Raw genomic sequence first — 22,639 nt, forward strand, 5'->3', positions numbered from 1 at the left:
CGACCTATTCCAGACACACATTATGGCCGACCTCAAGTTCCCCACCAACACAACTTAAACATGAGAAACACTTACTGCCACAAAGGAAAACAAGCCAAAACAGACACACATTTTGGCCTATAACCCCTGATTACAGCGTCGGCATTTTTTTGACTGACGGTTTTTCCACGTTGACTGACGGTTTTCTAACGTTTTTTGTTATAAATCCGTCAGTCGGTGTTATAAATCCGTCAGTCAAAGGTTGTGAGTGACGGTGTAGGCCGCATGGGGGTGGAAGGATGCGCGACCGGCGTGTGAAATGTCAGCAGTGGCGATATACTAGTGGATTGTTGTGTTTCCCTAAGGGGTCCTTCAAAGCGCTATCCCACTCGCCATCGAGGACTTTCAGGGAGCCCACGGATAATGAGGTTCAACGCTTTTTGGATGCGGTCCTAACCAAACCACGCCAAGCAGCCGAGACCCGGAACACAATATATAGAAAAGGTACTCCAGTGAAAACTTTCACTCCGAAGCCAGCTGATCTGACTCACGACTGGTACATCGTCGACGCCACCGACGTGGTGCTGGGCCGTCTTGCCTCCCAGGTTGCAACCCTGCTGCGCGGCAAGAACAAGCCGACCTACGCTCCGCACGCTGATCTCGGCGATTACGTCATCGTCATCAACGCCGACAAGATCGCTCTCACCGGCAACAAGATGGGCAAGGAACTGTATTCTCACTCCGGTCGTCCCGGCGGTCTGCGTCGTGACTCCTACGCCGAGCTGCTTGAGAACAACCCTGAGCGCATCATCAAGGCCGCTGTCAAGGGCATGCTGCCGAAGAACCGTCTGGCCAAGGTGCAGCTTGATCGTCTCCGCGTCTTCCGCGGTGCCGAGCATCCGCACACCCCGCAGCAGCCGAAGACCTTCGAGATCGCTCAGATCTCGCAGCAGGCCAAGTGAAACCTGAGAGGAGATAGATATCATGGCTGAAAACACCAACGACTCCCAGGTTGTCGAGACCGAAGAGGAGCTCACCAACTACACCACCGAGACCAACGCTGGCGCTGGTACCGGCACTTCCGCTATCGAACCGGGCTACGGCACCGGTCGTCGTAAGGAAGCTGTCGCCCGTGTCCGTCTGGTTCCGGGCACCGGCAAGTGGACCATCAACGGCCGCACCCTGGAGGAGTACTTCCCCTCCAAGCTGCTGCAGCGTGAGGTCAACTCCCCGATCGTTCTGCTCAAGCTCGAAGGCAAGTTCGACGCTATCGTCCTCGTTGACGGCGGCGGCACCACCGGCCAGGCCGGCGCTATCCGCCTCGGCGTTGCCCGCGCTCTGAACGCCATCGATCGTGACGCCAACCGCGCCGCCCTGAAGAAGGCTGGCTTCCTGACCCGCGACTCCCGTGTCGTGGAGCGCAAGAAGGCTGGTCTGCACAAGGCACGTCGCGCACCGCAGTTCTCCAAGCGTTAATTTCGCTGCGAACTGTTTCTACCGAGCACAAAGAACCCCTCGTGGATTACCGCGAGGGGTTCTTTGTATGTATTTGTGTATATATCGGGACTGCGGACCGCGGTGTGCTGGTGGCGCTGGCACACCGCGTAGCTTAAGCGTTCCGAGCTGCTAGCGCTGAACCTGCTTCATCAGCGTGATGCTCAGCGCAGGCATCGTCCATACACTGGAGCTCGCAACCGGAGTTTCTTCCGAAGCGTCGGTACCAGTGACAGAACCGTCATTGTTGACACGTTCCGCTGAGGATTGACCGATGGTATTCAGCGTTTCAGTCACCCGCATGAGCTGTTCGGCTTCCATGGTCTCCTTATCGACCGTGGAATCATTGCCGTCGGCAGCATCAGCACTTTTCACTACAGGGAATTCGGCAGTCGCTGTGGACTCCTCGGTATTGAGCTGCGTGGTATGCGACTGCACGGTGCGCGTTGCAGTCGACTCGCCCTGAGCGGCAGACGCATCCACACTAGACTGCTCAGCAGCTGCCGCCTTAGCCCGTGCCTCTTCAGCCAAACGGCGCACGGTTGCGTCGGCGTTCTGCACATGCTGCATCCAGACACTGATATCTTCCGAATCCTGATCAGCCACAATATGGCCGCCTTGCCCGGGCCAAAGCCCATTGACTTCGGCGGAACACCATTTAGGAATCCATGTGCTATCGCTCGGCAGATGGAAGTCGCGGTTTTCAGCCACGCCGTTGACTACAATGCACACATCCACCTCAGTGTTGGACAGCAGTCGCATGGTGAAGCTGCGGATGCCAAGATCGAACCAATCACGCTCAACAGGGGAGGAGCCGTCCGGCAGGAACCATTTCACGCGGCTTGAGGGCTTCAAGAGCCCCAACTGGGTAAGCCTGGTGAAGAAGTCCTCATGATGGTACAGGTCGAGGGATTTACGCAGCGAAACCAGATGCGAGACCGTTTCCAAACGCCGCATTTCACGCGTCTTCTGCGGTGAATACAGCCAATCCCAGTTCATCCAGGTCAGATCATTGTCTTGGCAGTAAGCGTTGTTATTACCGTCTTGTGTGTTGCGGAACTCGTCGCCGGCGAGCATCATCGGTGTGCCGAGCGAGAGCAGCAGCATGCCGGTAAGGTTCATGGCTGCCTGTTCGCGCGAGGCAATGATCTCCGGTTCCGTGGTCACACCCTCCACACCGAAGTTGGCGGAATGGTTTACGGAAGAGCCGTCGTTGTTGTTCTCGCCGTTGGCTTCGTTGTGCTTGGTGCGGTAGCGTGTCAAGTCCGTAAGCGTGAAGCCATCATGGCAGGACACGAAGTTGATGGAGGCCGTGGCGCCGCGGCCGGGGTCGGTGGCGTACAGATCGGCGGAACCACACAGTCGCGTGGCCATTTCCTGCAAGCTGGTGCGGCCATAATCCGCGCTGCCATCCACATCCTCCAGCCAGAAGGTGCGGGCGGTGTCGCGGAAGCGATCGTTCCATTCGGCGAATGGGATGCCGAACTGTCCGGTGCGCCAGCCGAGATTGCCAAGATCCCAAGGCTCCATGATGAGCTTCAAGTTGCCGAGCAGCAGATCGGAACGCAGTGCGTACAGGAATGGGTGATGCTGCGTGAACTCACCGTTGAGACGGGCAAGCGTAACACCCAGATCGAAACGGAAACCGTCGATACCGATGCGCTTGGCCCAGTATCGCAGCGAGTCAACGGCGAACGTCACCACATGGGTGTTCGTGAAGTCGAACGTATTGCCACAGCCAGTGGTGTCTTCCAAACGGCCTGCATTGGACTTCTGATGGCGGTAGTAGGCGATGTCATCCAGTCCACGCCAGCAGACGGTCGGGCCTTCCACGCCACCTTCGCAGGTGTGGTTGTACACCACATCCATAATCACTTCGAAGCCGGCCTCGTGGAGGGCGCGCACCATATTGATGACCTCTTGGCGTACGGCGGTGGCGCCTTTCTCCTGTGCGGCCTTGGTGGCATAGGAGGGTTCGGGGGAGAAGTAGCTTAACGTGGAGTAGCCCCAGTAATTCTTGCGGCCGTGCTCCTGCAGGAACAGCTCATCCTGTTTGGCCTGGATAGGCAGCAGCTCGATGGAAGTGACACCAAGGTTCTGCAAGTAAGCCAATGTGATGGGATGCGCAAGTCCCGCGTAGGTGCCGCGCAGTTCCTCGGGAAGCCATGGTGCGTTGGCGGTAAAGCCTTTGACATGCATCTCGTAGATCACGGTTTTGCGCCACGGCACATGCGGATGATCCGGATCACCCTCGTGCTTATGCACGTCGCGGTCGTCGATGGCCACCGACACCGGCACATGACCCAAAGAATCAATGGTGCTCATGGCTCCATATGCCGAACCGATGACTTTGCGATCCTTAACGGTGCACTCATAGGAGAAAGCAGCCGGATCCAAATCCATGGAGCCCTCAACGCCCTTGCCATACGGGTCGAGCAGGAACTTGTACGGATTGAACCGCACGCCATGCTTCGGATCCCATGCGCCGTCCACACGGTAGCCGTACTGCATGCCGTCCCACGCTTTAGGCAGATGTACATACCACAAGCCGTAATTCGGGCCGGTCATGCGGAAAATAGTCTCGCGCAGATACAGATGCTCAAGAATGCGCGTGCACACGGGGAATTCATGAATCTGTTGAATAAACGAGGTATTTGGATCGGAGAACAGGCGAATCGCGTCTTGGAAGAACGCGCTGGGCTTATCGATAGGCTCAAGCACACACAGCCAGACCTGTTCGGCGGTTTCCGAGCGAACCACGACGTCCGCTCCACCGTCATCGGTGAAATATAAACCTGGGCGAGTGGCATAACGATGCAACGGTGGATTTCTCATACACCCATTGTAGGCGCGGGTATGTGCTTGTGGCTGGAAGGCCATTATGCGAGCTATCGCAGTACACTGACAGTCGACTGTCCGCATGGGCGCTCGTATGTGGATCGCCGTGGCATGGTGATGCTTACGCTGCCGGTATTCTTGGTGCTGACCCTGTTGTTTGTTCAAAGGAGAACGTTTATGGCCAGGCCGATGACCGCATTCACCACTGATTTTCAGCATTCCGGTATGCCGACCGAGCATTTGGACGAGACCATCGAGTTCTACACGAAAGTACTCGGATTCGAACTGTTGGGTGTATTTCCCAACGGGGAGAACCGTTGCGCATTCCTCAAATACGGGCATCTGACAATCGAGACATGGGAGGGTGACCCTGCTCCGGGCATAGCCGGCGCAATCAATCATTGGGCATTCGATACGCCGGATATCGAAGCGGCCTGGGCGAACGCACAGGAACTGGGGCTCACATGCAGGGAAACCGAAATCCAATCGATCCCCACATTCTGGGAGCATGGTATCCGCTACTTCAATGTGTTTGGTCCCAATGGCGAGACCATTGAATTCTGTCAGATTGTGCAGTAAGTGCACTCGGCAGACAACCCACGTTCAGACAGCGAAATAGCTGGAGAATAGCTCGTCAAGATACTGCTGACAATACCGTAATGCTGCGCCGATGATTTCCTGATCCTCGGCGCAGTGGCTTTTCCTCACGATGAAATGCTCGGTGCCGAATGAGCTGCGTTGTATGACGCGCTCGCGAAGTTCGTCGATTTCACTATCGGACAGCAGATCAGCGGCTTCACCGCCAATGATTACGTCGCCGGCCACAATGGAACGCGCGTTCACAATGGCTTGCGCCACATAATCAAGCCATTGGCTCATACGCTCGCGATGATGCCGTTCGCCCTGCTCGAGCACGCTGAAGAAGCCGGGGATGCTTTCGTAATCCTCAGGAAGTGTTTCCAGTGAGCAATAGGCGTCCATGCACCCGCGCTGCCCGCAATAACAGGGGCGGCCATCAGGCACCAGCACCATGTGTTCGATGGCGCCATTGCATTGGTTGGCTCCTTGATGCAGTTTGCCGTCGATGATCAGTGAGCCGCCGGGGCGACGATCCAAATACAGGCATAAGGCATCCTCAACGGTTGGATCGAACCAGAGTTCGGCCATGGCCGCAGCATCTGAATCATGAATCATCAGGCATGGATGGTGCACGGATTGGCTCAACGTGCTCAAAGTAAGCCCAGTGTTGCCCATAACCGGGCCGAATGTGACCGATGATCCATCAGGTGCGATGATGCCTCGTATGGTGAACGCCGCTCCTAGGACATGGCCGAATTTGCGCTCGATATCGGCTGCGAAATTGTCGATGATGCCGCCGATACGTTGGTAGTACACGTTGGTATTGCGGTATGGCAATGGGGTGGTGCTGCGTGCGATAACCGCGCCGAACAGGTTTACCGCGCGCAACTGCACATGATTGTCGTACATGCCTACGCCGATGGCAATGCAATGGTTGGGATTGAAGTTATAACGTTGCGCTTTGCGTCCGCCGGTGGAGTCTTCGAAGGTGCCTTTGGCGATAATATGGTCCGCTTCCAATGCGCGCAGGTTCTGCGTGATGGTTGGAATGCTGAGCTGCAAGTCGCGTTCAAGATCCTGTTTGGTGGCGTGCTGGTTAGTGTAGAGATAGTGGGCGATGGCACTGCGATTGTGTGCTTTGACTTGTGCTGGTGGCAGTGCCTTCATGATGTCCTCCATTGGGCTGTTGTCAGGTAAGTTAGCGATAGCCGAGTCTGTGCATGGTTTGCTGTGTGCATAAGCGTGATTCATGCGCGCAATCGCCGGAAACCTGAGCGTATTGGCACTTAGTAAAACACGTTTTATGGAAATATGCAACCAAGTCATACTTTTAGAAAACGAATTTAATAAAGTTTTGACTGCGGCACTGGTTGACTGTTGTTATTTTTGATAAAAACCGCACAAAATCATTCAAAAAAAGGATAGATGGCCTTGTTTTTGGGTTAAAAATAACAGAAACAAACAAAAAGCGAGCAAAAGCAAACATGAAACGCCGTTGATTTTGTGCGCATGCAGACCATAAACCCGTTCGGTATATTGTGACTCAGGTCACAGTGACTGTGACAATGCAAAAAACACGAATACCAAGCACTTTGCCAACACCCCAAGCGAGATCGAGGAGGACCTAAATTGGCAGAAGCAAAGAAGGTCGAAGCTACGAAGCCGACCCCGGAAGAGAAACTGGCTGCAGCAGAAGCTGAGGTCAACGCGCTGGTTGAAAAGGCGCAGAAGGCATTGGTCGCCTTTGAGGATTTGGATCAGAAGCAGGTCGACCGCATCGTTGCCAAGGCGTCCATCGCCGCACTGAACAAGCACCTCGTGCTGGCCAAGATGGCTGTGGACGAGACCGGCCGCGGTCTCGTGGAAGATAAGGCCACCAAGAACATCTTCGCTTGCGAGCATGTGACCAACTACCTCGCCGGCCAGAAGACCGTCGGCATCATTCGTGAAGACGACGTCATGGGCATCGATGAAGTGGCTGAGCCGGTCGGTGTGGTCGCCGGTGTCACCCCGGTCACCAACCCGACTTCCACCGCCATCTTCAAGTCTCTGATTGCGTTGAAGACCCGTTGCCCGATCATCTTCGGCTTCCACCCGGGTGCACAGAAGTGCTCCGTCGAGGCCGCCAAGATCGTGCGTGACGCCGCTATTGCAGCCGGCGCTCCTGAGAACTGCATCCAGTGGATCGAGCACCCGTCCATCGAAGCCACCGGCGCCCTGATGAAGCACCCGGGCGTGGCCACGATTCTTGCCACCGGCGGTCCGGGCATGGTTAAGGCCGCATACTCCTCCGGCAAGCCCGCCCTCGGCGTGGGCGCCGGCAACGCTCCGGCGTACGTTGATTCCGATGTGGACATCGTGCGTGCCGCCAACGATCTGGTGCTCTCCAAGCACTTCGATTACGGCATGATCTGCGCCACCGAGCAGGCCATCATCGCCCACAAGGACGTCTACGCTCCGCTCATCAAGGAATTGAAGCTGCGTAAGGCTTACTTCGTCAACGCCGAAGAGAAGGCCAAGCTCGAACAGTACATGTTCGGCTGCACCGCTGGCTCCGGACAGACCCCGAAGCTCAACTCCGTGGTGCCGGGCAAGTCCCCGCAGTTCATCGCCAAGGCCGCAGGCTTCGAAATCCCGGCTGACGCCACCATTCTGGCTGCCGAGTGTAAGGAAGTCTCCGACAATGAGCCGCTGACCCACGAGAAGCTCGCTCCGGTGCAGGCCGTTCTGAAGGCCGACAACAAGGAGCAGGCCTTCGAGATGTGCGAGCAGATGCTGAAACTCGGTGCCGGACACACCGCCGCCATCCACACCAACAACCAGGAGCTCGTGCGCGAATACGGCGTCCGTATGCACGCCTGCCGCATCATCTGGAACCAGCCTTCCTCCCTCGGCGGCATCGGCGATATCTACAACGCCATTGCCCCGTCCCTGACCCTGGGCTGCGGCTCCTACGGCGGCAACTCGGTTTCCGGCAACGTTCAGGCCGTGAATCTCGTCAACATCAAGCGTATTGCTCGGAGGAACAACAACATGCAGTGGTTCAAGATCCCGCCGAAGACCTACTTCGAGCCGAACGCCATCAAGTACCTGCGCGACATGTACGGCATCGAAAAGGCCGTGATCGTGTGCGATAAGGTCATGGAACAGCTTGGTATCGTCGACAAGATCATCGACCAGCTGCGCGCACGCTCCAACCGTGTGACCTTCCGCATCATCGACTACGTCGAGCCGGAGCCGTCCGTCGAGACCGTCGAAAAGGGCGCCGAGATGATGCGCGAGGAGTTCGAGCCGGACACCATCATCGCGGTCGGTGGCGGTTCCCCAATGGATGCCTCCAAGATCATGTGGCTGCTCTACGAGCACCCGGAAATCGCCTTCTCCGATGTGCGCGAGAAGTTCTTCGATATCCGCAAGCGCGCCTTCAAGATTCCGCCGCTGGGCAAGAAGGCCAAGCTCGTGTGCATCCCGACCTCTTCCGGTACCGGCTCCGAAGTCACCCCGTTCGCAGTGATCACCGATCACAAGACCGGCTACAAGTACCCGATCACCGACTACGCCCTGACCCCGTCCGTGGCCATCGTCGACCCGGTGCTGGCCCGCACCCAGCCGAGGAAGCTTGCTTCCGACGCCGGCTTCGATGCCTTGACCCACAGCTTCGAGGCCTACGTGTCCGTGTACGCCAACGACTTCACCGACGGTATGGCGCTGCACGCGGCCAAGCTCATCTGGGACAACTTGGCTGAGTCCGTCAACGGTGAGCCGGGTCTCGCCAAGACCAACGCCCAGGAGAAGATGCACAACGCCGCCACCATGGCCGGCATGGCATTCGGCTCCGCGTTCCTCGGCATGTGCCACGGCATGGCCCACACCATCGGTGCACTGTGCCACATCGCCCACGGTCGCACCAACTCCATCCTGCTGCCGTACGTGATTCGCTACAACGGCCAGATTCCGGAGGAGCCCACCTCCTGGCCGAAGTACAACAAGTACATCGCCCCGGAGCGTTACCAGGACATCGCCCGCAATCTTGGTATCGACACCGGCAAGACCCCGGCAGAAGCCGTGGAGAACCTGGCCAAGGCAGTCGAGGACTACCGCGACAACAAGCTCGGCATGAACAAGAGCTTCAAGGATTGCGGCGTGGATGAGGACTACTTCTGGAGCGTGCTCGACCAGATCGGTATGCGCGCCTACGAGGACCAGTGCACCCCGGCCAACCCGCGCATCCCGCTGATCAACGACATGAAGGACATCGCCATCGCGGCATACTACGGTGTCTCTCAAGCCGAAGGCCACCAGATTCGCGTGGAGCGCGAAGGCGAAGCCGCCACGGAGGAAGCCTCCGAGCGCGTCTGAGTCATAAGAGCGCACTGACCGCCTATCGGTTATAAGAAAAGCCCGTCCATCAGGACGGGCTTTTTCCATGGTGTGGTGTTTTCCCGGTATTTTCCCATGGTGTGGCAAAACCTGCATGGTGTGGTGACGTGAAATGGCGGAATTACGCGAATATGTAGGTTTTGTGTTGCCACACCGTGGAGAGTTCCTGTCTTAGGAGCTATAGATATGCCAGTGCATTGGCGATAATGCAGCCGAAAGCCATTACGCTGGTACAGCATTCCGTAATGCCTACGATTACGGGCTTTATCGTATGGCGCCGAGCAATCAGCGGCAAAGCCACAGCACGGGAGAACAGGATCACACCCAATATCACCAGATACCAGCTGTGGCCTGCGGCTGCAATCCACCAAGCCAACAGAGCGATATGCCAAATCCATGATGCGGCAACATAGGAGTGCTTACCGCGTTCCCGAATCATCGTCTTGACAAACAGCACCGAACCGAACTGAGTTGCGGCAAAGCAGAGCACCAACACCAAGCCTGGGAGCGAAACCTGCGGAATATCAGGGGAGTTCGCAGCATAATGAAACGTAATCATCGCCATCACACTGGCCGCAATCACCGCAGCGGCATTAGCCCACAGCGAGCGTTCGCGTCGGAACCATGCACCGGCGAATGCAGCCGCCGCCAACACCATATATAACGGAGCCCATATCAGCACATCGATGTGCATAATCAAGAATGGTATGCCAGCACAGACAAGAGCGGTCGTATAGCCGACCACTGGCGGCAGAAAACGTGAAGCGCCATGGGACTTCAGCCAACGTGCGGCAGTGAATTCCACGCAATAGCACAGCGCCCAACACAAGAGCACCCACCATCCGGCAGCATTCACAGCGGCATCAGGTTTGGCGGCCGACCATACCGAGCCACAGACCGCACCGGCGAGCGCAGGCGCCAATGCCATAACCCAAGCGCCGGGCTGATCAGGAATCCAATCGCGTGCAGTGGTGCGCCGGGGCTGAGGATCGCGCGCAACGTTGCGCCGGGGCTGAGGATCGCGCGCAACGTTGCGCCGCATACCGTTCGGTTGCGGTTGCGGTTGCTGACTGTGCGGGGAAGAATGCTCGCTCATATATATAAGGTATCAATCCGTGCGCGTATCACCCTCGGCACTGGTGATTGCCTCAGCGATATTGTCTTGACTGAAGTCATGGTTGCGATATCCGGGGTCATCCACCGGCAGATGGGTGACCAACGTATCGAATACCTGGCTGTATATCTCGCCGTGTCCGAGTACCGCATCAAGCACATGGCCGCCGAAGGTATGGTCATCGGAGAGGAAGTGTTCATGGAATCCTGCCACTGCGGCACCGTGGAACATCACGGGGGAGAAGTAGCCGAGCATGGTGCCGGTTACGTCGTGGCGCAGAAAAATGGCCTGTCGATCGGCCACTTCCAGCAACGTGGGGTAAGGGGCCTGCTGTTTGATGACGGCCCGGGTTTTCATGAAGCTGAAGGTGCCGTGCACTTTCACTGAGAAGAACGTGTTGGCTCTGCCGTTGGCCTCCACAATGCGATCGTTCAGCTCTTCGAGACCGATGTCGTTGCGTTCGCACTGATATTGGAAAGCAGCCCGGTGAGAATTGGCGAATGGCATGGTGAAATCATCCGGAACCTGTTCGGCGACACCTGACTGCCCGACCTTATAGGCCACGCCATTGAGGATGATGAGTTCGCCGTCCAGCCCCTCTCCGGTGCCGATGCCGGTATCGCCATGCTTGAGCAGTTCGCCGATGGTGGTGGTGCCTTCCAGCAGGCCCGGGACCAGCAACGCCAGTGTGCCGTGCTGATAGAGCACGTTGGCACCGTGCTCGGTGATTGGATGAATGTTCTTGGCCAGTGATTGTGTCACGCTGCTTACCCTAATGCAGCGGCGCTATGCTCACAATTGCCGGTATATAAAACGGTAGGTGACTTCCGTCACGTTCTGCGCAGGCTGATGTATGTCGGCAATGAGGCCGATCGATGAGGCAACACGCCGAAATGAAGGATATGGGATTTAGTCCCGCCTCAATGGTTCAATAAACAAGTTGCCTGATTTGGGCTCGCAAATTGGAATTAAAAATAGCGAGCGCGGGCTGGGAACCACCGCAGGGTGAAGTCCAGAAACCGCGCACTGATGTCGGATGACCGCCAGAGGACGTATGTCCAAGGGAGGCCATGCGTGCCGGTGCCCTCAAGAAGCAGGTTGGTAAACAGTACAACGAATATCGCTAGAAAGGGCGGACGGCAATGGCGGGACAGAAAATCCGCATCAGGCTTAAGTCCTATGACCACGAGGTCATCGACCAATCGGCGAAGAAAATCGTCGAAACGGTGACGAACGCGGGCGCAACTGTGGTTGGCCCCGTTCCGCTGCCGACTGAGAAGAACGTTTTTGTTGTTATTCGTTCTCCTCACAAGTACAAGGATTCTCGCGAGCACTTCGAGATGCGCACTCACAAGCGCCTCATTGACATCGTAGACCCGACCCCCAAGGCCGTGGATTCTCTGATGCACATCGATCTGCCTGCAGACGTCAACATCGAGATCAAGCTGTAAAGGGAGGAGGAAGCATTATGTCTAATCGCAAGGCTCTGCTGGGCAAGAAGATCGGCATGTCCCAGGTGTGGGATGAGAACGGCTTCTTCGTGCCCGTTACTCTCGTCGACGTGTCCACCAACGTGGTGACCGCCGTGAAGACCGAGGAAACCGACGGCTACAAGGCTGTCCAGCTCGGCTACGGCGCCATCGACCCGACCAAGGTGACCAAGCCGCTCGCCGGCCACTTCGCCAAGGCTGGTGTCACCCCTCGTCGTCACCTCGTTGAGGTGCGTACCGACGATGCCGATCAGTTCGAGGCCGGCCAGGAGCTGACCGCCGAAGTGTTCGCTGAGGGTGCTGAAGTCGATGTTACCGGCACCACCAAGGGTAAGGGCTTCGCCGGCACCATCAAGCGTTGGGGCTTCAAGTCCTACCGCCGTTCCCACGGCTCTCACAAGAACGAGCGCCGTCCCGGTTCCGTGGGTGCATGCGCTACCCCGAGCCGTATTCTCAAGGGCAAGCGTATGGCTGGCCGCATGGGTCATGTGACCGCCACCACCCAGAACCTGACCATCGTTTCCGCTGATGTCGAGAACGGCATCCTCGCCATCAAGGGCGCCATTCCGGGCCCGAAGAACGGCATCGTTCTCGTTCGTTCGGCTGTGAAGGGAGCCTGATAAACCATGGCAAACGTTACTCTGAACGTCACCGACGCCAAGGGCCAGGCTGCAGGCACCGTTGAGGCTCCTGCTGAGATCTTCGGCGTTTCCGCTGAAGACGTGCAGGCCCACGTCCCGCTGATTCACCAGGTCGTTATCGCTCAGCTCGCTGCTGCTCGTCAAGGCACCCACGCCACCAAGACTCGTGGCATGGTTTCCGGCGGCGGCAAGAAGCCTTGGAAGCAGAAGGGCACCGGTCGTGCTCGCCAGGGCTCCATCCGCGCCCCGCAGTGGTACCACGGCGGCACCGTGTTCGGTCCGCAGCCGCGCGACTACTCTCAGCGCACCCCGAAGAAGATGAAGGCCGCCGCTCTGCGCTACGTGCTTTCTGACCGTGCCAACGCCGGCCGCGTTGCCGTTGTGGACTTCGGTATCACCGATACCCCGTCCACCAAGGCCGCTCTCGCCGCTCTGACCCCGGTCACTTCGGACAAGTTCACCACGGTCGTCTTCACTCGCGACAACGTCAACGAGTGGCTCTCCGTGCGTAACATCCCGACCGTTCACCCGATTTTCGTCGATCAGCTCAACACGTACGATGTGGTTACCGCTCAGTACGTGGTCTTCACCAAGGAAGCTTTCGAGGCTTTCGTGGCTGCCAAGACCGAGCCGAAGGAGGCCTGATTTAGATGGTCGCTATTCACAAGCCCGCACACGACGTGATCCTGAAGCCCGTCGTCTCCGAGAAGAGCTACGCCGCTTCCGACCGTGGCCAGTACACCTTCGTGGTGGCCAAGGATGCGAACAAGGTTCAGATCAAGCAGGCAATTGAAGAGATCTTCAAGGTCAAGGTGACGAACGTCAACACCCTCAACCGCGCTGGTAAGAAGCAGCGCACCCGCACTGGTTTCGGCCAGCGTGCTTCCCAGAAGCGCGCTATCGTGACCGTTGCCGAGGGCCAGACGATCGACATCTTTGGCAACTGAAGGCTAGCCGAGAAAAGTTAAAGGAAGAACTATATTATGGCTATCCGCGTTTACAAGCCGACGACTGCAGGCCGCCGCAACGCGTCCGTCTCGGATTTCTCCGATCTGACGCGCTCCACGCCTGAGAAGTCGCTGGTTCGCAAGAAGTCCAAGACCGGCGGTCGTAACTCTTACGGCCGTATCACCTCCCGCCATCGCGGCGGCGGTCACAAGCGCCAGTACCGTCTCATCGACTTCAAGCGTTGGGACAAGGACGGCGTGCCCGCCAAGGTTGCTGAGATCGAATACGATCCGAACCGTTCCGCTCGTATCGCCCTCCTGCACTTCGCAGATGGCGAGAAGCGTTACATCATCGCACCGAAGGGCATCAAGCAGGGCGACGTCATCGAGACCGGTGCTCAGGCTGATATCAAGCCGGGCAACAACCTGCCGCTGGCCAACATCCCGACCGGTACCGTGGTCCACGCCATCGAGCTGAAGCCGCTGGGCGGCGCCAAGATCGCTCGTTCCGCTGGTACCTCCGTCCAGCTCGTTGCTAAGGATGGCGCTTACGCTCAGCTGCGTATGCCGTCCGGCGAAATCCGCAACGTCGATGCTCGCTGCCGCGCAACCGTCGGCGAGGTCGGCAATGAGGATCACGCCAACATCCAGCTCGGCAAGGCTGGCCGCGCCCGCTGGATCGGCCACCGTCCGATCACCCGTGGTGAGTCCATGAACCCGGTCGACCACCCGCACGGCGGTCGTACCCGCGGTGGCAAGCCGCCGGTTTCCCCGTGGGGCAAGGGCGAGGTTCGTACTCGTCGTCCGAAGAAGGCTTCGAACAAGATGATTGTTCGTCGTCGTCCGTCTGGCAAGAACCGCAAGTAAGGGAGTATCGAGAAGATGACTCGTAGCATCAAGAAGGGCCCCTTCGTCGACGCCCACTTGCAGAAGAAAGTCGACGAGCAGAACGAGAAGGGCACCAAGAACGTCATTAAGACTTGGTCTCGTCGTTCGATGATCACCCCTGATTTCATCGGACACACCTTCGCCGTTCACGATGGTCGCAAGCATGTCCCGGTGTTCGTCACCGAAGCCATGGTTGGTCACAAGCTGGGTGAGTTCGCCCCCACGAAGACCTTCAAGGGTCACGTGAAGGACGACAAGAAGGCCCGCCGCTAAAGGATAAGGAATAGAACATGGAAGCTAAAGCAATCGCTCGTCACGTCCGCGTGACGCCGCGCAAGGCTCGCCGCATGGTCGACCTCATCCGCGGCAAGAAGGCGACCGAAGCCATCACCATTTTGAAGTTCGCCCCCCAGTCTGCAGCCCTGCCGGTTCGCAAGACCCTGGAGAGCGCCATCGCCAACGCTCGCGTTCTGGCCGACAAGGCCGGCGAGCCGTTCCGCGAGAACGACCTGGTCATCAAGGAGACCTACGTTGATGAAGGTGTGACCCTCAAGCGCTTCCGCGCTCGTGCACAGGGCCGCGCTGCTCGTATCAACAAGCGCACCTCCCACATCACGGTCGTCGTGGCTAACAAGGAAGGAGCCCGCTAAAGATGGGTCAGAAGATCAATCCGTTTGGCTACCGTCTGGGCATCACTGAGAACCACCGCTCCAAGTGGTTCTCCGACTCCAACAAGGCCGGCGAGCGCTACCGCGACTTCGTCCTGGAAGATGATCAGATCCGCAAGGAGATGAACAAGGACCTCGAGCGCGCTGGCGTGAGCAAGATCGTGATCGAGCGCACTCGCGACCGCGTCCGCGTGGACATTCACACCGCCCGTCCGGGCATCGTGATTGGCCGTCGTGGCGCTGAGGCCGAGAAGGTTCGTGCCAAGCTCGAGAAGCTGACTGGCAAGCAGGTCCAGCTCAACATCTTCGAAGTCAAGAACGCCGCGCTGGATGCCCAGCTCGTCGCTCAGGGCATCGCAGAGCAGCTGACCAACCGCGTCACCTTCCGCCGCGCTATGCGCAAGGCTCAGCAGGATGCCATGCACGCAGGTGCCAAGGGTATCCGTATCAAGCTCTCCGGCCGCCTCGGTGGCGCCGAAATGAGCCGTTCTGAGTTCTACCGCGAGGGCCGCGTTCCGCTGCAGACCCTCCGCGCCCTCATCGATTACGGCTTCTTTGAAGCTCGTACCACCTACGGCCGCATCGGCGTCAAGGTGTGGATCTACAAGGGCGACATGACCGAATCCGAGTTCGAAGAGCAGCAGGCTCAGCAGAACAACCGCCCGGGCCGTCGCGGCGATCGCCGTCCGCGCCGTGGCAACCGTTCTGCCGCCCAGCAGCAGTCCGCAGCCAAGGCTGAGGCTCCTGCAGCCGAGGCCGCTCCTGCAGCAGAAACGAAGGAGTGAGCAAGAATGCTTATCCCCAAGAGGACTAAGTACCGCAAGCAGCACCGCCCCGTGCGTTCTGGCATGTCCAAGGGCGGCAACGAGATCAACTTCGGTGATTTCGGTATCCAGGCTCTTGCCCCGGCTTACGTGACCAACCGCCAGATCGAAGCCGCACGTATCGCCATGACCCGCTACATCAAGCGTGGTGGCCGCGTGTGGATCACGATCTTCCCGGATCGTCCGCTGACCAAGCACGCTCTCGGTGCTCGAATGGGTTCCGGTAAGGGTGCTCCGGAGTTCTGGATCGCCAACATTCGCCCTGGTCGCGTGATGTTCGAGATCGGTGGCGTGTCTGAGGACGTCGCCAAGGAAGCTCTGCGTCGCGCTATCGACAAGCTCCCGATGAAGTGCCGCATTATCGCACGTGAAGGTGGTGACATCTGATGGCAAACGGTACCGCTGAATACTCCATCAAGAATCTGAACGAGAAGACCAACGCGGAAATCGAAGGCTTCCTCAAGAAGTCCAAGGAAGAGCTGTTCAACCTGCGCTTCCAGCACGCGACCGGTCAGCTCGACAACACCGCCCGTCTCAAGGCTGTCAAGCGTGACATTGCTCGCATGTACACTGTGCTTCGTGAGCGTGAGCTTGGCATCAGCCAGGAGCCGGCCGCTACCGAATCCAAGGAGAAGTGATTATGGCTGAAGAGCGTAACTTCCGTAAGGTTCGCCGCGGCTACGTCGTGTCCGACAAGATGGACAAGACGATTACCGTCGAGCTCGAGCAGCGTTCGACCCACCCGCTGTACGGCAAGGTCGTTCGTTCCACCAGCAAGGTCAAGGCCCATGATGAACACAACGAAGCCCACATTGGCGACCTCGTGAGTATTATGGAGACTCGGCCTCTGAGCAAGACCAAGCGCTGGCGTCTCGAAAGCATTATCGAGCGCGCCAAGTAAGTAAAGTTCGGCAAGGCTCGCCATTTACCGGGGCACCTCGGGAAACCTAGGTGCCCCGGTAAATGGGGAGAACCAGCTCGGCTAAGGAGAATCAATGATTCAGCAGGAAACGCGGCTTCATGTCGCCGACAACACGGGTGCGAAGGAAATCCTCGCCATCCGAGTGCTCGGCGGATCGAAGCGACGCTATGCCGGCATCGGCGACGTGATCGTCGCCTCCGTCAAGGACGCCATCCCTGGCGGGTCGGTCAAGAAGGGCGATGTGGTGAAGGCTGTCGTCGTCCGTACTGTCAAGGAATCTCGTCGTGCAGACGGTTCCTACATCAAGTTCGACGAGAACGCCGCCGTCATTCTCGGCTCCGGCCGCGAACCGAAGGGCACTCGTATCTTCGGACCGGTTGGTCGTGAACTGCGTGAGCACAAGTTCATGAAGATCGTGTCCCTCGCCCCGGAGGTGATCTGACATGGTAGCCAAGATCAAGAGCGGCGATCTGGTCAAGGTCATCCGCGGCAAGGACCGTGGTAAGGAAGGCACCGTCAAGCAGGTGCTGTCCAACGACCGCCTGATTGTCGAAGGCGTTCAGATCGTCAAGAAGCACGTGCGTGCCACCCAGCAGGGCCAGCAGGCCGGCATCGTGGCTACCGAGGCTCCGATCCATCGCTCCAACGTGATGGTCATCGACCCGGAAACCAAGAAGCCTACCCGCGTGGGTGTCACCATCAAGGAAGAAGCGCGTGACGGCAAGGTCAAGACCGTGCGTGTGCGCGTTGCCAAGAAGTCCGGAAAGGAGCTGGCATGACCGATACCACTATCGAAGCGCCGGCCACCCCGCGCTTGAAGGTCAAGTACAACGAGCAGATCATCCCTGAGCTCGAGAAGGAGTTCAAGTACTCCAACCCGATGCAGGTCGCTCGCGTCCAGAAGGTCGTCGTCTCCATGGGTGTGGGTGCCGCTGCTCGCGACTCCAAGCTCATCGAAGGCGCCGTCAAGGACCTCACCCTGATCACCGGCCAGAAGCCGAAGATCACCAAGGCCAAGAAGTCCGTCGCACAGTTCCACCTGCGCGAAGGCCAGGCCATCGGCGCATACGTCACCCTGCGCGGCGACCGTATGTGGGAGTTCCTGGATCGTCTGCTGACCCTGGCTCTGCCTCGTATCCGCGACTTCCGCGGCATCAACGGCCACCAGTTCGATGGCCAGGGCAACTACAACTTTGGTCTCACCGAGCAGTCCATGTTCCACGAGATCGATCCGGATTCGATCGATCATGTGCGCGGTATGGACATCACCGTGGTGACCTCCACCAAGGACGACAAGGAAGCCTACGCCCTGCTGAAGCAGCTCGGCTTCCCCTTCAAGGAGAACTGATATGGCAAAAACCGCTCTTAAGAACAAGGCGGCCGGCAAGCCGAAGTTCAAGGTCCGCGCTTACACGCGCTGCCAGGTCTGCGGTCGTCCCCACTCCGTCTACCGCAAGTTCGGCCTGTGCCGCATCTGCCTTCGTGAGAAGGCCCACCGCGGCGAGCTGCCCGGAGTTACGAAGTCCAGTTGGTAAACATCGACGCTGAAGGTCCGCGGCCCGTTCCGCCCATCAGGGCGGAACAGCGGCGGAAACCACGGCGAGAAAGGGCATGAAGCCCAAAATGACAATGACAGATCCGATCGCAGACATGCTGACGCGTCTGCGTAACGCGAGCGCGGCTAAGCACGAAACCGTGGATATGCCGTACTCGAAGTTCAAGGCGAATATCGCCGAGATCCTGAAGCGTGAAGGCTACATCCAGGACTTCACCGCTAAGGAAGCCAAGGTCGGCCAGACTCTTGAGGTCACCCTCAAGTACGGTCCGAACGGTGAGCGTTCCATTCAGGGCATCAAGCGCATCTCCAAGCCGGGCCTTCGTCGTTACGCGAAGTCCGACTCCCTGCCGATGCCGCTCGGTGGCCTGGGTATCGCCATCATCTCGACTTCCTCGGGACTGCTGACTCAGAAGGAATGCCTCGACCGAGGCATTGGCGGCGAGATTGTCGCCTTCGTGTGGTGAGAAAGGAGAGCTGAAACATGGCATCGCATATTGGTAAGCTCCCCATCGCCATTCCTGCTGGCGTTGAAGTCAAGATCGAGGGTCAGAACTTCTCGGCCAAGGGTGCTAAGGGTTCCGATTCCTACGTGATTCCGGAAGGCATCTCCGCTGCCGTTGAAGGCAACGAGATTATCGTCACCCCGGCTGATGACCTGCGTCCGACCCGTGCAAAGCACGGTCTGGCTCGTTCCATCATGGCCGGCATGGTCAAGGGCGTGCACGATGGCTACTCCAAGACTCTTGAGATCGTCGGCACCGGTTACCGCGCCGTCGCCAAGGGCCAGGGCATCGAGTTCTTCCTCGGCTACTCCCACACCATCACCGTCAACCCGCCTGCTGGCATCACGCTGAAGGTCACCGATCCGACTCACGTCGTGGTCGAGGGCACCGACAAGCAGACCGTGGGTCAGGTTGCCGCCAACATCCGCAAGCTGCGCGCTCCGGAACCTTACAAGGGTAAGGGTGTCAAGTACTCCGACGAGCACATCCTGCGCAAGGCTGGAAAGGCTGGTAAGTGATATGAGCGTTGCAATTCTCGGAAAGGGCAAGAAGGTCGCCCTCAAGCGCCGTCACGCACGTATCCGCAAGCGCATCTCCGGTACCGCCGAGCGTCCGCGCCTGGTGGTCACCCGCTCCAACCGCCACATGGTTGCCCAGGTGGTGGACGATACCAAGGGCATTACCCTGGTGTCCGCCTCCACCCTGCAGGCCGACTTCGCCGGCTTCCAGGGCACCAAGGTTGAGGCTGCCAAGAAGGTCGGCGAGCTGATCGCTGACAAGGCTAAGGCCGCCGGCATCACCGAGGTCGTCTTCGACCGCGGTGGCAACAAGTACACCGGTCGCGTCGCAGCTGTGGCTGAAGGCGCCCGCGAGGGAGGTCTTGCACTGTGAGCGACAACGAAGCAAAGGAAACCCAAGTGGCTGAAGAAACTCAGAACACTGTGGCGACCGAATCCAACAACGAGGACCGCAAGGGTCGTCGTGGCCAGCGCGGTGAAGGCCGTCGTGGCGAGCGTCGTAACCGTCGTGAAGAAAACCGCGGCGACGAACTGCTCGATCGCGTGGTGACCATCAACCGTGTGTCCAAGACCCACAAGGGTGGTCGTACCTTCAGCTTTGCCGCCCTCGTGGTGGTTGGCGATGGTAACGGCACCGTGGGCGTTGGCTACGGCAAGTCCCGTGAGGTCCCGGCCGCCATCGCCAAGGGCCAGCTGGACGCCAAGAAGCACATGTTCTCCGTGCCTCGCGTCCGCGGCACCATCACCCACCCGGTTCAGGGCCACGATGCTGCAGGCACCGTTCTGCTGCGTCCGGCTGCCCCGGGTACCGGCGTAATCGCCGGTGGCTCCGTGCGCGCCGTCATGGAATGCGCCGGCATCACCGACGTGCTGTCCAAGTCCATGGGCTCCGCCACCGCCGTGAACGTTGTTCGCGCTACTGTGGACGCCCTCAAGCAGCTTGAGGAGCCGGAGGAGATCGCCGCTCGCCGTGGCCTGTCCCTCAATGAAGTCGCTCCTGACGCCCTGCTGCGCGCCCGCGCCGAAGGCATTGCCGAGGCTCGCAAGGCTCGCGAAGAGGCCGCTGCCAAGGCTGCCGAAGAGAAGGACGGTGAGTGATTATCATGGCTAAGAACCTGAAGATTACCCTGCACCACGGCCTCGTGAACCGTACCCCGGCTCAGCGTGCTACCGCCAAGACCCTCGGTCTGAACAAGATCGGCAAGACCGTTGTCCGCCCGGACACCCCGGCCAACCGTGGTCTGGTGAACGCCGTGCGTCACCTGGTCACCGTTGAGGAGGTTGACTGATTATGGCAGATAACGAAATCCTGCAGATGCACGACCTGAAGCCTGCTCCGGGCGCCAACAAGGACCGCACCCGCGTGGGCCGCGGTGAAGGCTCCAAGGGCAAGACCGCCGGTCGTGGCGCCAAGGGCCAGACCAAGCGCAATCACGTGCGTCCTGGCTTCGAAGGTGGCCAGCTGCCGCTGTACATGCGCCTGCCGAAGCTCCGTGGCTTCAAGAACCCGTTCAAGGTTGAGGCTCAGGTCATCAACATCGCCAAGCTCGTGGAGATCTTCCCCGAGGGTGGCGACGTGACCGCAGCCGACCTGGTGGCCAAGGGCGCCGTTCGCGGCAACGCCCCGGTCAAGGTTCTGGGCGATGGCGAGACCACCGTTGCTTTCAACCTCAAGGGTGTGAAGGTTTCGGCTTCCGCTAAGTCCAAGATTGAAGCTGCCGGTGGCTCCATCTCCGAAGACTGATAAGTCTTTGCGTGAGAGCTGACTCAAGCTCATTCGAATAAACCCCCGACACCGACTGGTGTACGGGGGTTTATTCATATCAATGATTAGTATTGTGCGATTATCTTGAGATAAGGGTGTCTTAAGTAGGCACGTTAGACTATGCTCGTTCGATAGTTTGTGATTTTTCGCGCGCGTTCGGTCGCGCTATAGGGAGGCAACCCAGGTGAGGACACTAATCCAGGCCCTGAAGACCAAGGAACTCAGGAAGAAGATTCTCTTCGTCCTGTTCATCATCATCATTTACCGTATCGGTTCGTTCATTCCAACCCCTGGCATTGACTACAACGTGGTGAACGAATGCATGGCCAAGATCGGCAGCTCCACTCAGGAGAACTTCATCGGACTGGTGAACCTGTTCTCTGGCGGCGCCATGCTGCAGCTGTCCATCTTCGCTCTGGGCGTGATGCCATACATCACTGCATCCATTGTGGTGCAGCTGCTGCGCGTGGTGATTCCTCGCTTCGAGGCCTTGCACAAGGAAGGCCAGTCCGGTGAGGCGAAGCTCACCCAGTACACCCGATACCTCACCATCGGTTTGGCTGTGCTGCAGTCCACCACCATCCTGGTGACCGCTCGTTCCGGCGCCCTGTTCAGCTACCAGTGCGATCAGGTTATTCCGGATGGCTCCGTCTGGAGCCTTGTGGTCATGGTGCTCATCATGACCGGCGGCACCGGCTTCATCATGTGGATGGCCGAATTGGTGACCGACAAGGGCATCGGTCAGGGTATGTCCATCTTGATCTTCATGTCCATCTGCTCCGGCTTCCTGCCGCAGCTGTGGGAGATTGGCTACGGCACCAACGGTACCGACGGCGACTGGGGTAAGTTCGCCATCGTGGTTTCCGTGCTCGTGGTCATCCTGATCTTCGTCGACTTCGTGGAACTGTGCCAGCGCCGCGTGCCGGTGCAGTACACTCGCCGCATGATTGGCCGCAAGATGTATGGTGGCTCCTCCACCTATCTGCCGCTGAAGATCAACATGTCCGGCGTTATCCCGCCGATCTTCGCATCCTCCATTCTGGCCATCCCGACCCTGATTGCTCAGTTCGGTAAGTCCGACCAGTCTTGGGTCAAGTGGATCAACAGCAATCTGGCCAACACCACATCCGTGTGGTACATCGCCCTGTACGCACTGATGATTGTGTTCTTCTGCTTCTTCTACACGTCCATCACCTTCAACCCGGATGAGACGGCAGACAACATGAAGCAGTACGGTGGCTTCATCCCCGGTATCCGCGCCGGTAACGCCACCAGCCGCTACCTGACCTACGTGATGAACCGCCTCAACACCGTGGGCGCTGTTTACCTGCTGTTCGTGGCCCTGATCCCGACCGTGCTGATCATGGCGCTTGGCCTCAACGCACAGCTGCCGTTCGGTGGCACCACGATCCTGATTATCGCAGGCGTCGGCCTCGACACCCTGCGTCAGGCAAAGGCTCAGACCGAACAGTTCCAGTACACCGGCTTCCTGCTGGAGAACGTGGACCACAAGGAAGGCAAGTAATTGTTA

The 22,639-nt window shown here is 58.6% G+C and carries 30 protein-coding genes; 26 read left to right on the forward strand and 4 right to left on the reverse strand.

Translation table 11 applies throughout. The features are described from left to right. Positions 1-491: 491 nt before the first annotated feature. Entirely contained in the window at positions 492-941 is a 450-nt protein-coding gene (rplM, locus tag JS530_RS08470) for a 50S ribosomal protein L13 (protein WP_033890532.1), read from the forward strand. Positions 942-963: 22 nt separating this feature from the next. Continuing rightward, positions 964-1,455: a 30S ribosomal protein S9 gene (gene rpsI / locus JS530_RS08475; protein WP_214376747.1), complete on the forward strand. Its 492-nt coding sequence runs from the start codon at positions 964-966 to the stop codon at positions 1,453-1,455. Between the two features lie 150 nt (positions 1,456-1,605). On the opposite strand, the gene glgX is transcribed toward rpsI, so the two are convergent. Then, positions 1,606-4,308 (reverse strand): glycogen debranching protein GlgX, encoded by a 2,703-nt coding sequence (gene glgX, locus JS530_RS08480; protein WP_214376748.1) that lies wholly within the window; start codon positions 4,306-4,308, stop codon positions 1,606-1,608. 180 nt (positions 4,309-4,488) lie between these two features. On the opposite strand from glgX, the gene JS530_RS08485 reads away from it, so the two are divergent. Continuing rightward, a complete protein-coding gene (locus tag JS530_RS08485; protein WP_214376749.1) occupies positions 4,489-4,890 on the forward strand; it encodes a VOC family protein in 402 nt (133 codons plus the stop codon). Positions 4,891-4,914: 24 nt separating this feature from the next. Here JS530_RS08485 and JS530_RS08490 read toward each other — a convergent pair whose 3' ends face one another. Continuing rightward, entirely contained in the window at positions 4,915-6,057 is a 1,143-nt protein-coding gene (locus tag JS530_RS08490; protein WP_214376750.1) for an ROK family protein, read from the reverse strand. A 462-nt stretch (positions 6,058-6,519) separates the two neighbouring features. Between JS530_RS08490 and adhE the strand changes: the two genes are divergently transcribed. After that, positions 6,520-9,249: a bifunctional acetaldehyde-CoA/alcohol dehydrogenase gene (gene adhE, locus JS530_RS08495; RefSeq protein ID WP_214376751.1), complete on the forward strand. Its 2,730-nt coding sequence runs from the start codon at positions 6,520-6,522 to the stop codon at positions 9,247-9,249. A gap of 199 nt (positions 9,250-9,448) precedes the next feature. Here the strand turns inward: adhE and JS530_RS08500 are convergent, their stop codons facing one another. Then, the gene (locus tag JS530_RS08500; RefSeq protein WP_240541165.1) at positions 9,449-10,366 is read right to left on the reverse strand and encodes a YwiC-like family protein; all 918 of its coding nucleotides are present in this window, start codon (positions 10,364-10,366) and stop codon (positions 9,449-9,451) included. Positions 10,367-10,378: 12 nt separating this feature from the next. After that, positions 10,379-11,146: an acetolactate decarboxylase gene (gene budA / locus JS530_RS08505; protein ID WP_214376752.1), complete on the reverse strand. Its 768-nt coding sequence runs from the start codon at positions 11,144-11,146 to the stop codon at positions 10,379-10,381. 380 nt (positions 11,147-11,526) lie between these two features. Between budA and rpsJ the strand changes: the two genes are divergently transcribed. The 22 genes from rpsJ (at position 11,527) to secY (ending at position 22,633) form a co-directional block, all read left to right on the forward strand. After that, positions 11,527-11,835, forward strand: coding sequence for a 30S ribosomal protein S10 (rpsJ, locus tag JS530_RS08510; protein WP_003808013.1), 309 nt, complete (start codon positions 11,527-11,529; stop codon positions 11,833-11,835). Between the two features lie 17 nt (positions 11,836-11,852). Beyond that, positions 11,853-12,494 carry a 50S ribosomal protein L3 gene (rplC, locus tag JS530_RS08515; protein ID WP_214376753.1) on the forward strand — a complete coding sequence of 214 codons (642 nt, stop codon included), beginning with the start codon at positions 11,853-11,855 and terminating at the stop codon, positions 12,492-12,494. Positions 12,495-12,500: 6 nt separating this feature from the next. After that, positions 12,501-13,160: a 50S ribosomal protein L4 gene (rplD, locus tag JS530_RS08520; RefSeq protein ID WP_214376754.1), complete on the forward strand. Its 660-nt coding sequence runs from the start codon at positions 12,501-12,503 to the stop codon at positions 13,158-13,160. A gap of 5 nt (positions 13,161-13,165) precedes the next feature. Further along, complete coding sequence (gene rplW / locus JS530_RS08525; RefSeq protein ID WP_100493464.1) at positions 13,166-13,462, forward strand: 50S ribosomal protein L23; 297 nt, start codon at positions 13,166-13,168, stop codon at positions 13,460-13,462. Positions 13,463-13,498: 36 nt separating this feature from the next. After that, positions 13,499-14,329 carry a 50S ribosomal protein L2 gene (gene rplB / locus JS530_RS08530; RefSeq protein ID WP_214376755.1) on the forward strand — a complete coding sequence of 277 codons (831 nt, stop codon included), beginning with the start codon at positions 13,499-13,501 and terminating at the stop codon, positions 14,327-14,329. Positions 14,330-14,344: 15 nt separating this feature from the next. Beyond that, positions 14,345-14,623 (forward strand): 30S ribosomal protein S19, encoded by a 279-nt coding sequence (rpsS, locus tag JS530_RS08535; RefSeq protein ID WP_003814508.1) that lies wholly within the window; start codon positions 14,345-14,347, stop codon positions 14,621-14,623. Between the two features lie 17 nt (positions 14,624-14,640). Beyond that, positions 14,641-15,000, forward strand: a complete 360-nt coding sequence (rplV, locus tag JS530_RS08540; protein ID WP_214376756.1) for a 50S ribosomal protein L22 — start codon at positions 14,641-14,643, stop codon at positions 14,998-15,000. 2 nt (positions 15,001-15,002) lie between these two features. Next, positions 15,003-15,803: a 30S ribosomal protein S3 gene (rpsC, locus tag JS530_RS08545; protein ID WP_152208940.1), complete on the forward strand. Its 801-nt coding sequence runs from the start codon at positions 15,003-15,005 to the stop codon at positions 15,801-15,803. Between the two features lie 6 nt (positions 15,804-15,809). Beyond that, complete coding sequence (rplP, locus tag JS530_RS08550; RefSeq protein WP_214376757.1) at positions 15,810-16,229, forward strand: 50S ribosomal protein L16; 420 nt, start codon at positions 15,810-15,812, stop codon at positions 16,227-16,229. Next, on the forward strand, positions 16,229-16,480 hold the full coding sequence (gene rpmC, locus JS530_RS08555; RefSeq protein WP_214376758.1) for a 50S ribosomal protein L29: 252 nt from the start codon (positions 16,229-16,231) through the stop codon (positions 16,478-16,480). Before rplP ends, rpmC begins: the two co-directional genes overlap by 1 nt. A 2-nt stretch (positions 16,481-16,482) precedes the next feature. Next, positions 16,483-16,743 carry a 30S ribosomal protein S17 gene (gene rpsQ / locus JS530_RS08560; protein WP_214376759.1) on the forward strand — a complete coding sequence of 87 codons (261 nt, stop codon included), beginning with the start codon at positions 16,483-16,485 and terminating at the stop codon, positions 16,741-16,743. A 94-nt stretch (positions 16,744-16,837) separates the two neighbouring features. Continuing rightward, positions 16,838-17,206 carry a 50S ribosomal protein L14 gene (rplN, locus tag JS530_RS08565; protein WP_214376760.1) on the forward strand — a complete coding sequence of 123 codons (369 nt, stop codon included), beginning with the start codon at positions 16,838-16,840 and terminating at the stop codon, positions 17,204-17,206. A 1-nt stretch (position 17,207) separates the two neighbouring features. Continuing rightward, complete coding sequence (gene rplX / locus JS530_RS08570) at positions 17,208-17,543, forward strand: 50S ribosomal protein L24 (RefSeq protein WP_214376761.1); 336 nt, start codon at positions 17,208-17,210, stop codon at positions 17,541-17,543. Beyond that, a complete protein-coding gene (gene rplE, locus JS530_RS08575) occupies positions 17,540-18,112 on the forward strand; it encodes a 50S ribosomal protein L5 (RefSeq protein WP_214376762.1) in 573 nt (190 codons plus the stop codon). The genes rplX and rplE overlap by 4 nt, the downstream gene beginning before the upstream one ends. Position 18,113: 1 nt before the next feature. After that, positions 18,114-18,299, forward strand: a complete 186-nt coding sequence (locus tag JS530_RS08580; RefSeq protein WP_003814530.1) for a type Z 30S ribosomal protein S14 — start codon at positions 18,114-18,116, stop codon at positions 18,297-18,299. An 88-nt stretch (positions 18,300-18,387) separates the two neighbouring features. Next, entirely contained in the window at positions 18,388-18,786 is a 399-nt protein-coding gene (rpsH, locus tag JS530_RS08585) for a 30S ribosomal protein S8 (RefSeq protein ID WP_100493749.1), read from the forward strand. Between the two features lie 17 nt (positions 18,787-18,803). After that, positions 18,804-19,343, forward strand: coding sequence for a 50S ribosomal protein L6 (gene rplF, locus JS530_RS08590; protein ID WP_214376763.1), 540 nt, complete (start codon positions 18,804-18,806; stop codon positions 19,341-19,343). 1 nt (position 19,344) lies between these two features. Then, a complete protein-coding gene (rplR, locus tag JS530_RS08595; RefSeq protein WP_033890505.1) occupies positions 19,345-19,716 on the forward strand; it encodes a 50S ribosomal protein L18 in 372 nt (123 codons plus the stop codon). Further along, complete coding sequence (gene rpsE, locus JS530_RS08600; protein ID WP_034534734.1) at positions 19,713-20,441, forward strand: 30S ribosomal protein S5; 729 nt, start codon at positions 19,713-19,715, stop codon at positions 20,439-20,441. The genes rplR and rpsE overlap by 4 nt, the downstream gene beginning before the upstream one ends. A gap of 5 nt (positions 20,442-20,446) precedes the next feature. After that, a complete protein-coding gene (rpmD, locus tag JS530_RS08605; RefSeq protein ID WP_033890761.1) occupies positions 20,447-20,632 on the forward strand; it encodes a 50S ribosomal protein L30 in 186 nt (61 codons plus the stop codon). A gap of 2 nt (positions 20,633-20,634) precedes the next feature. Then, positions 20,635-21,087, forward strand: coding sequence for a 50S ribosomal protein L15 (gene rplO, locus JS530_RS08610; protein ID WP_214376764.1), 453 nt, complete (start codon positions 20,635-20,637; stop codon positions 21,085-21,087). A gap of 205 nt (positions 21,088-21,292) precedes the next feature. Continuing rightward, positions 21,293-22,633 carry a preprotein translocase subunit SecY gene (gene secY, locus JS530_RS08615; RefSeq protein WP_214376765.1) on the forward strand — a complete coding sequence of 447 codons (1,341 nt, stop codon included), beginning with the start codon at positions 21,293-21,295 and terminating at the stop codon, positions 22,631-22,633. The last annotated feature ends 6 nt before the right edge of the window (positions 22,634-22,639 follow it).

This window comes from Bifidobacterium colobi, from assembly GCF_018555455.1.
Classification (GTDB): domain Bacteria; phylum Actinomycetota; class Actinomycetes; order Actinomycetales; family Bifidobacteriaceae; genus Bifidobacterium; species Bifidobacterium colobi.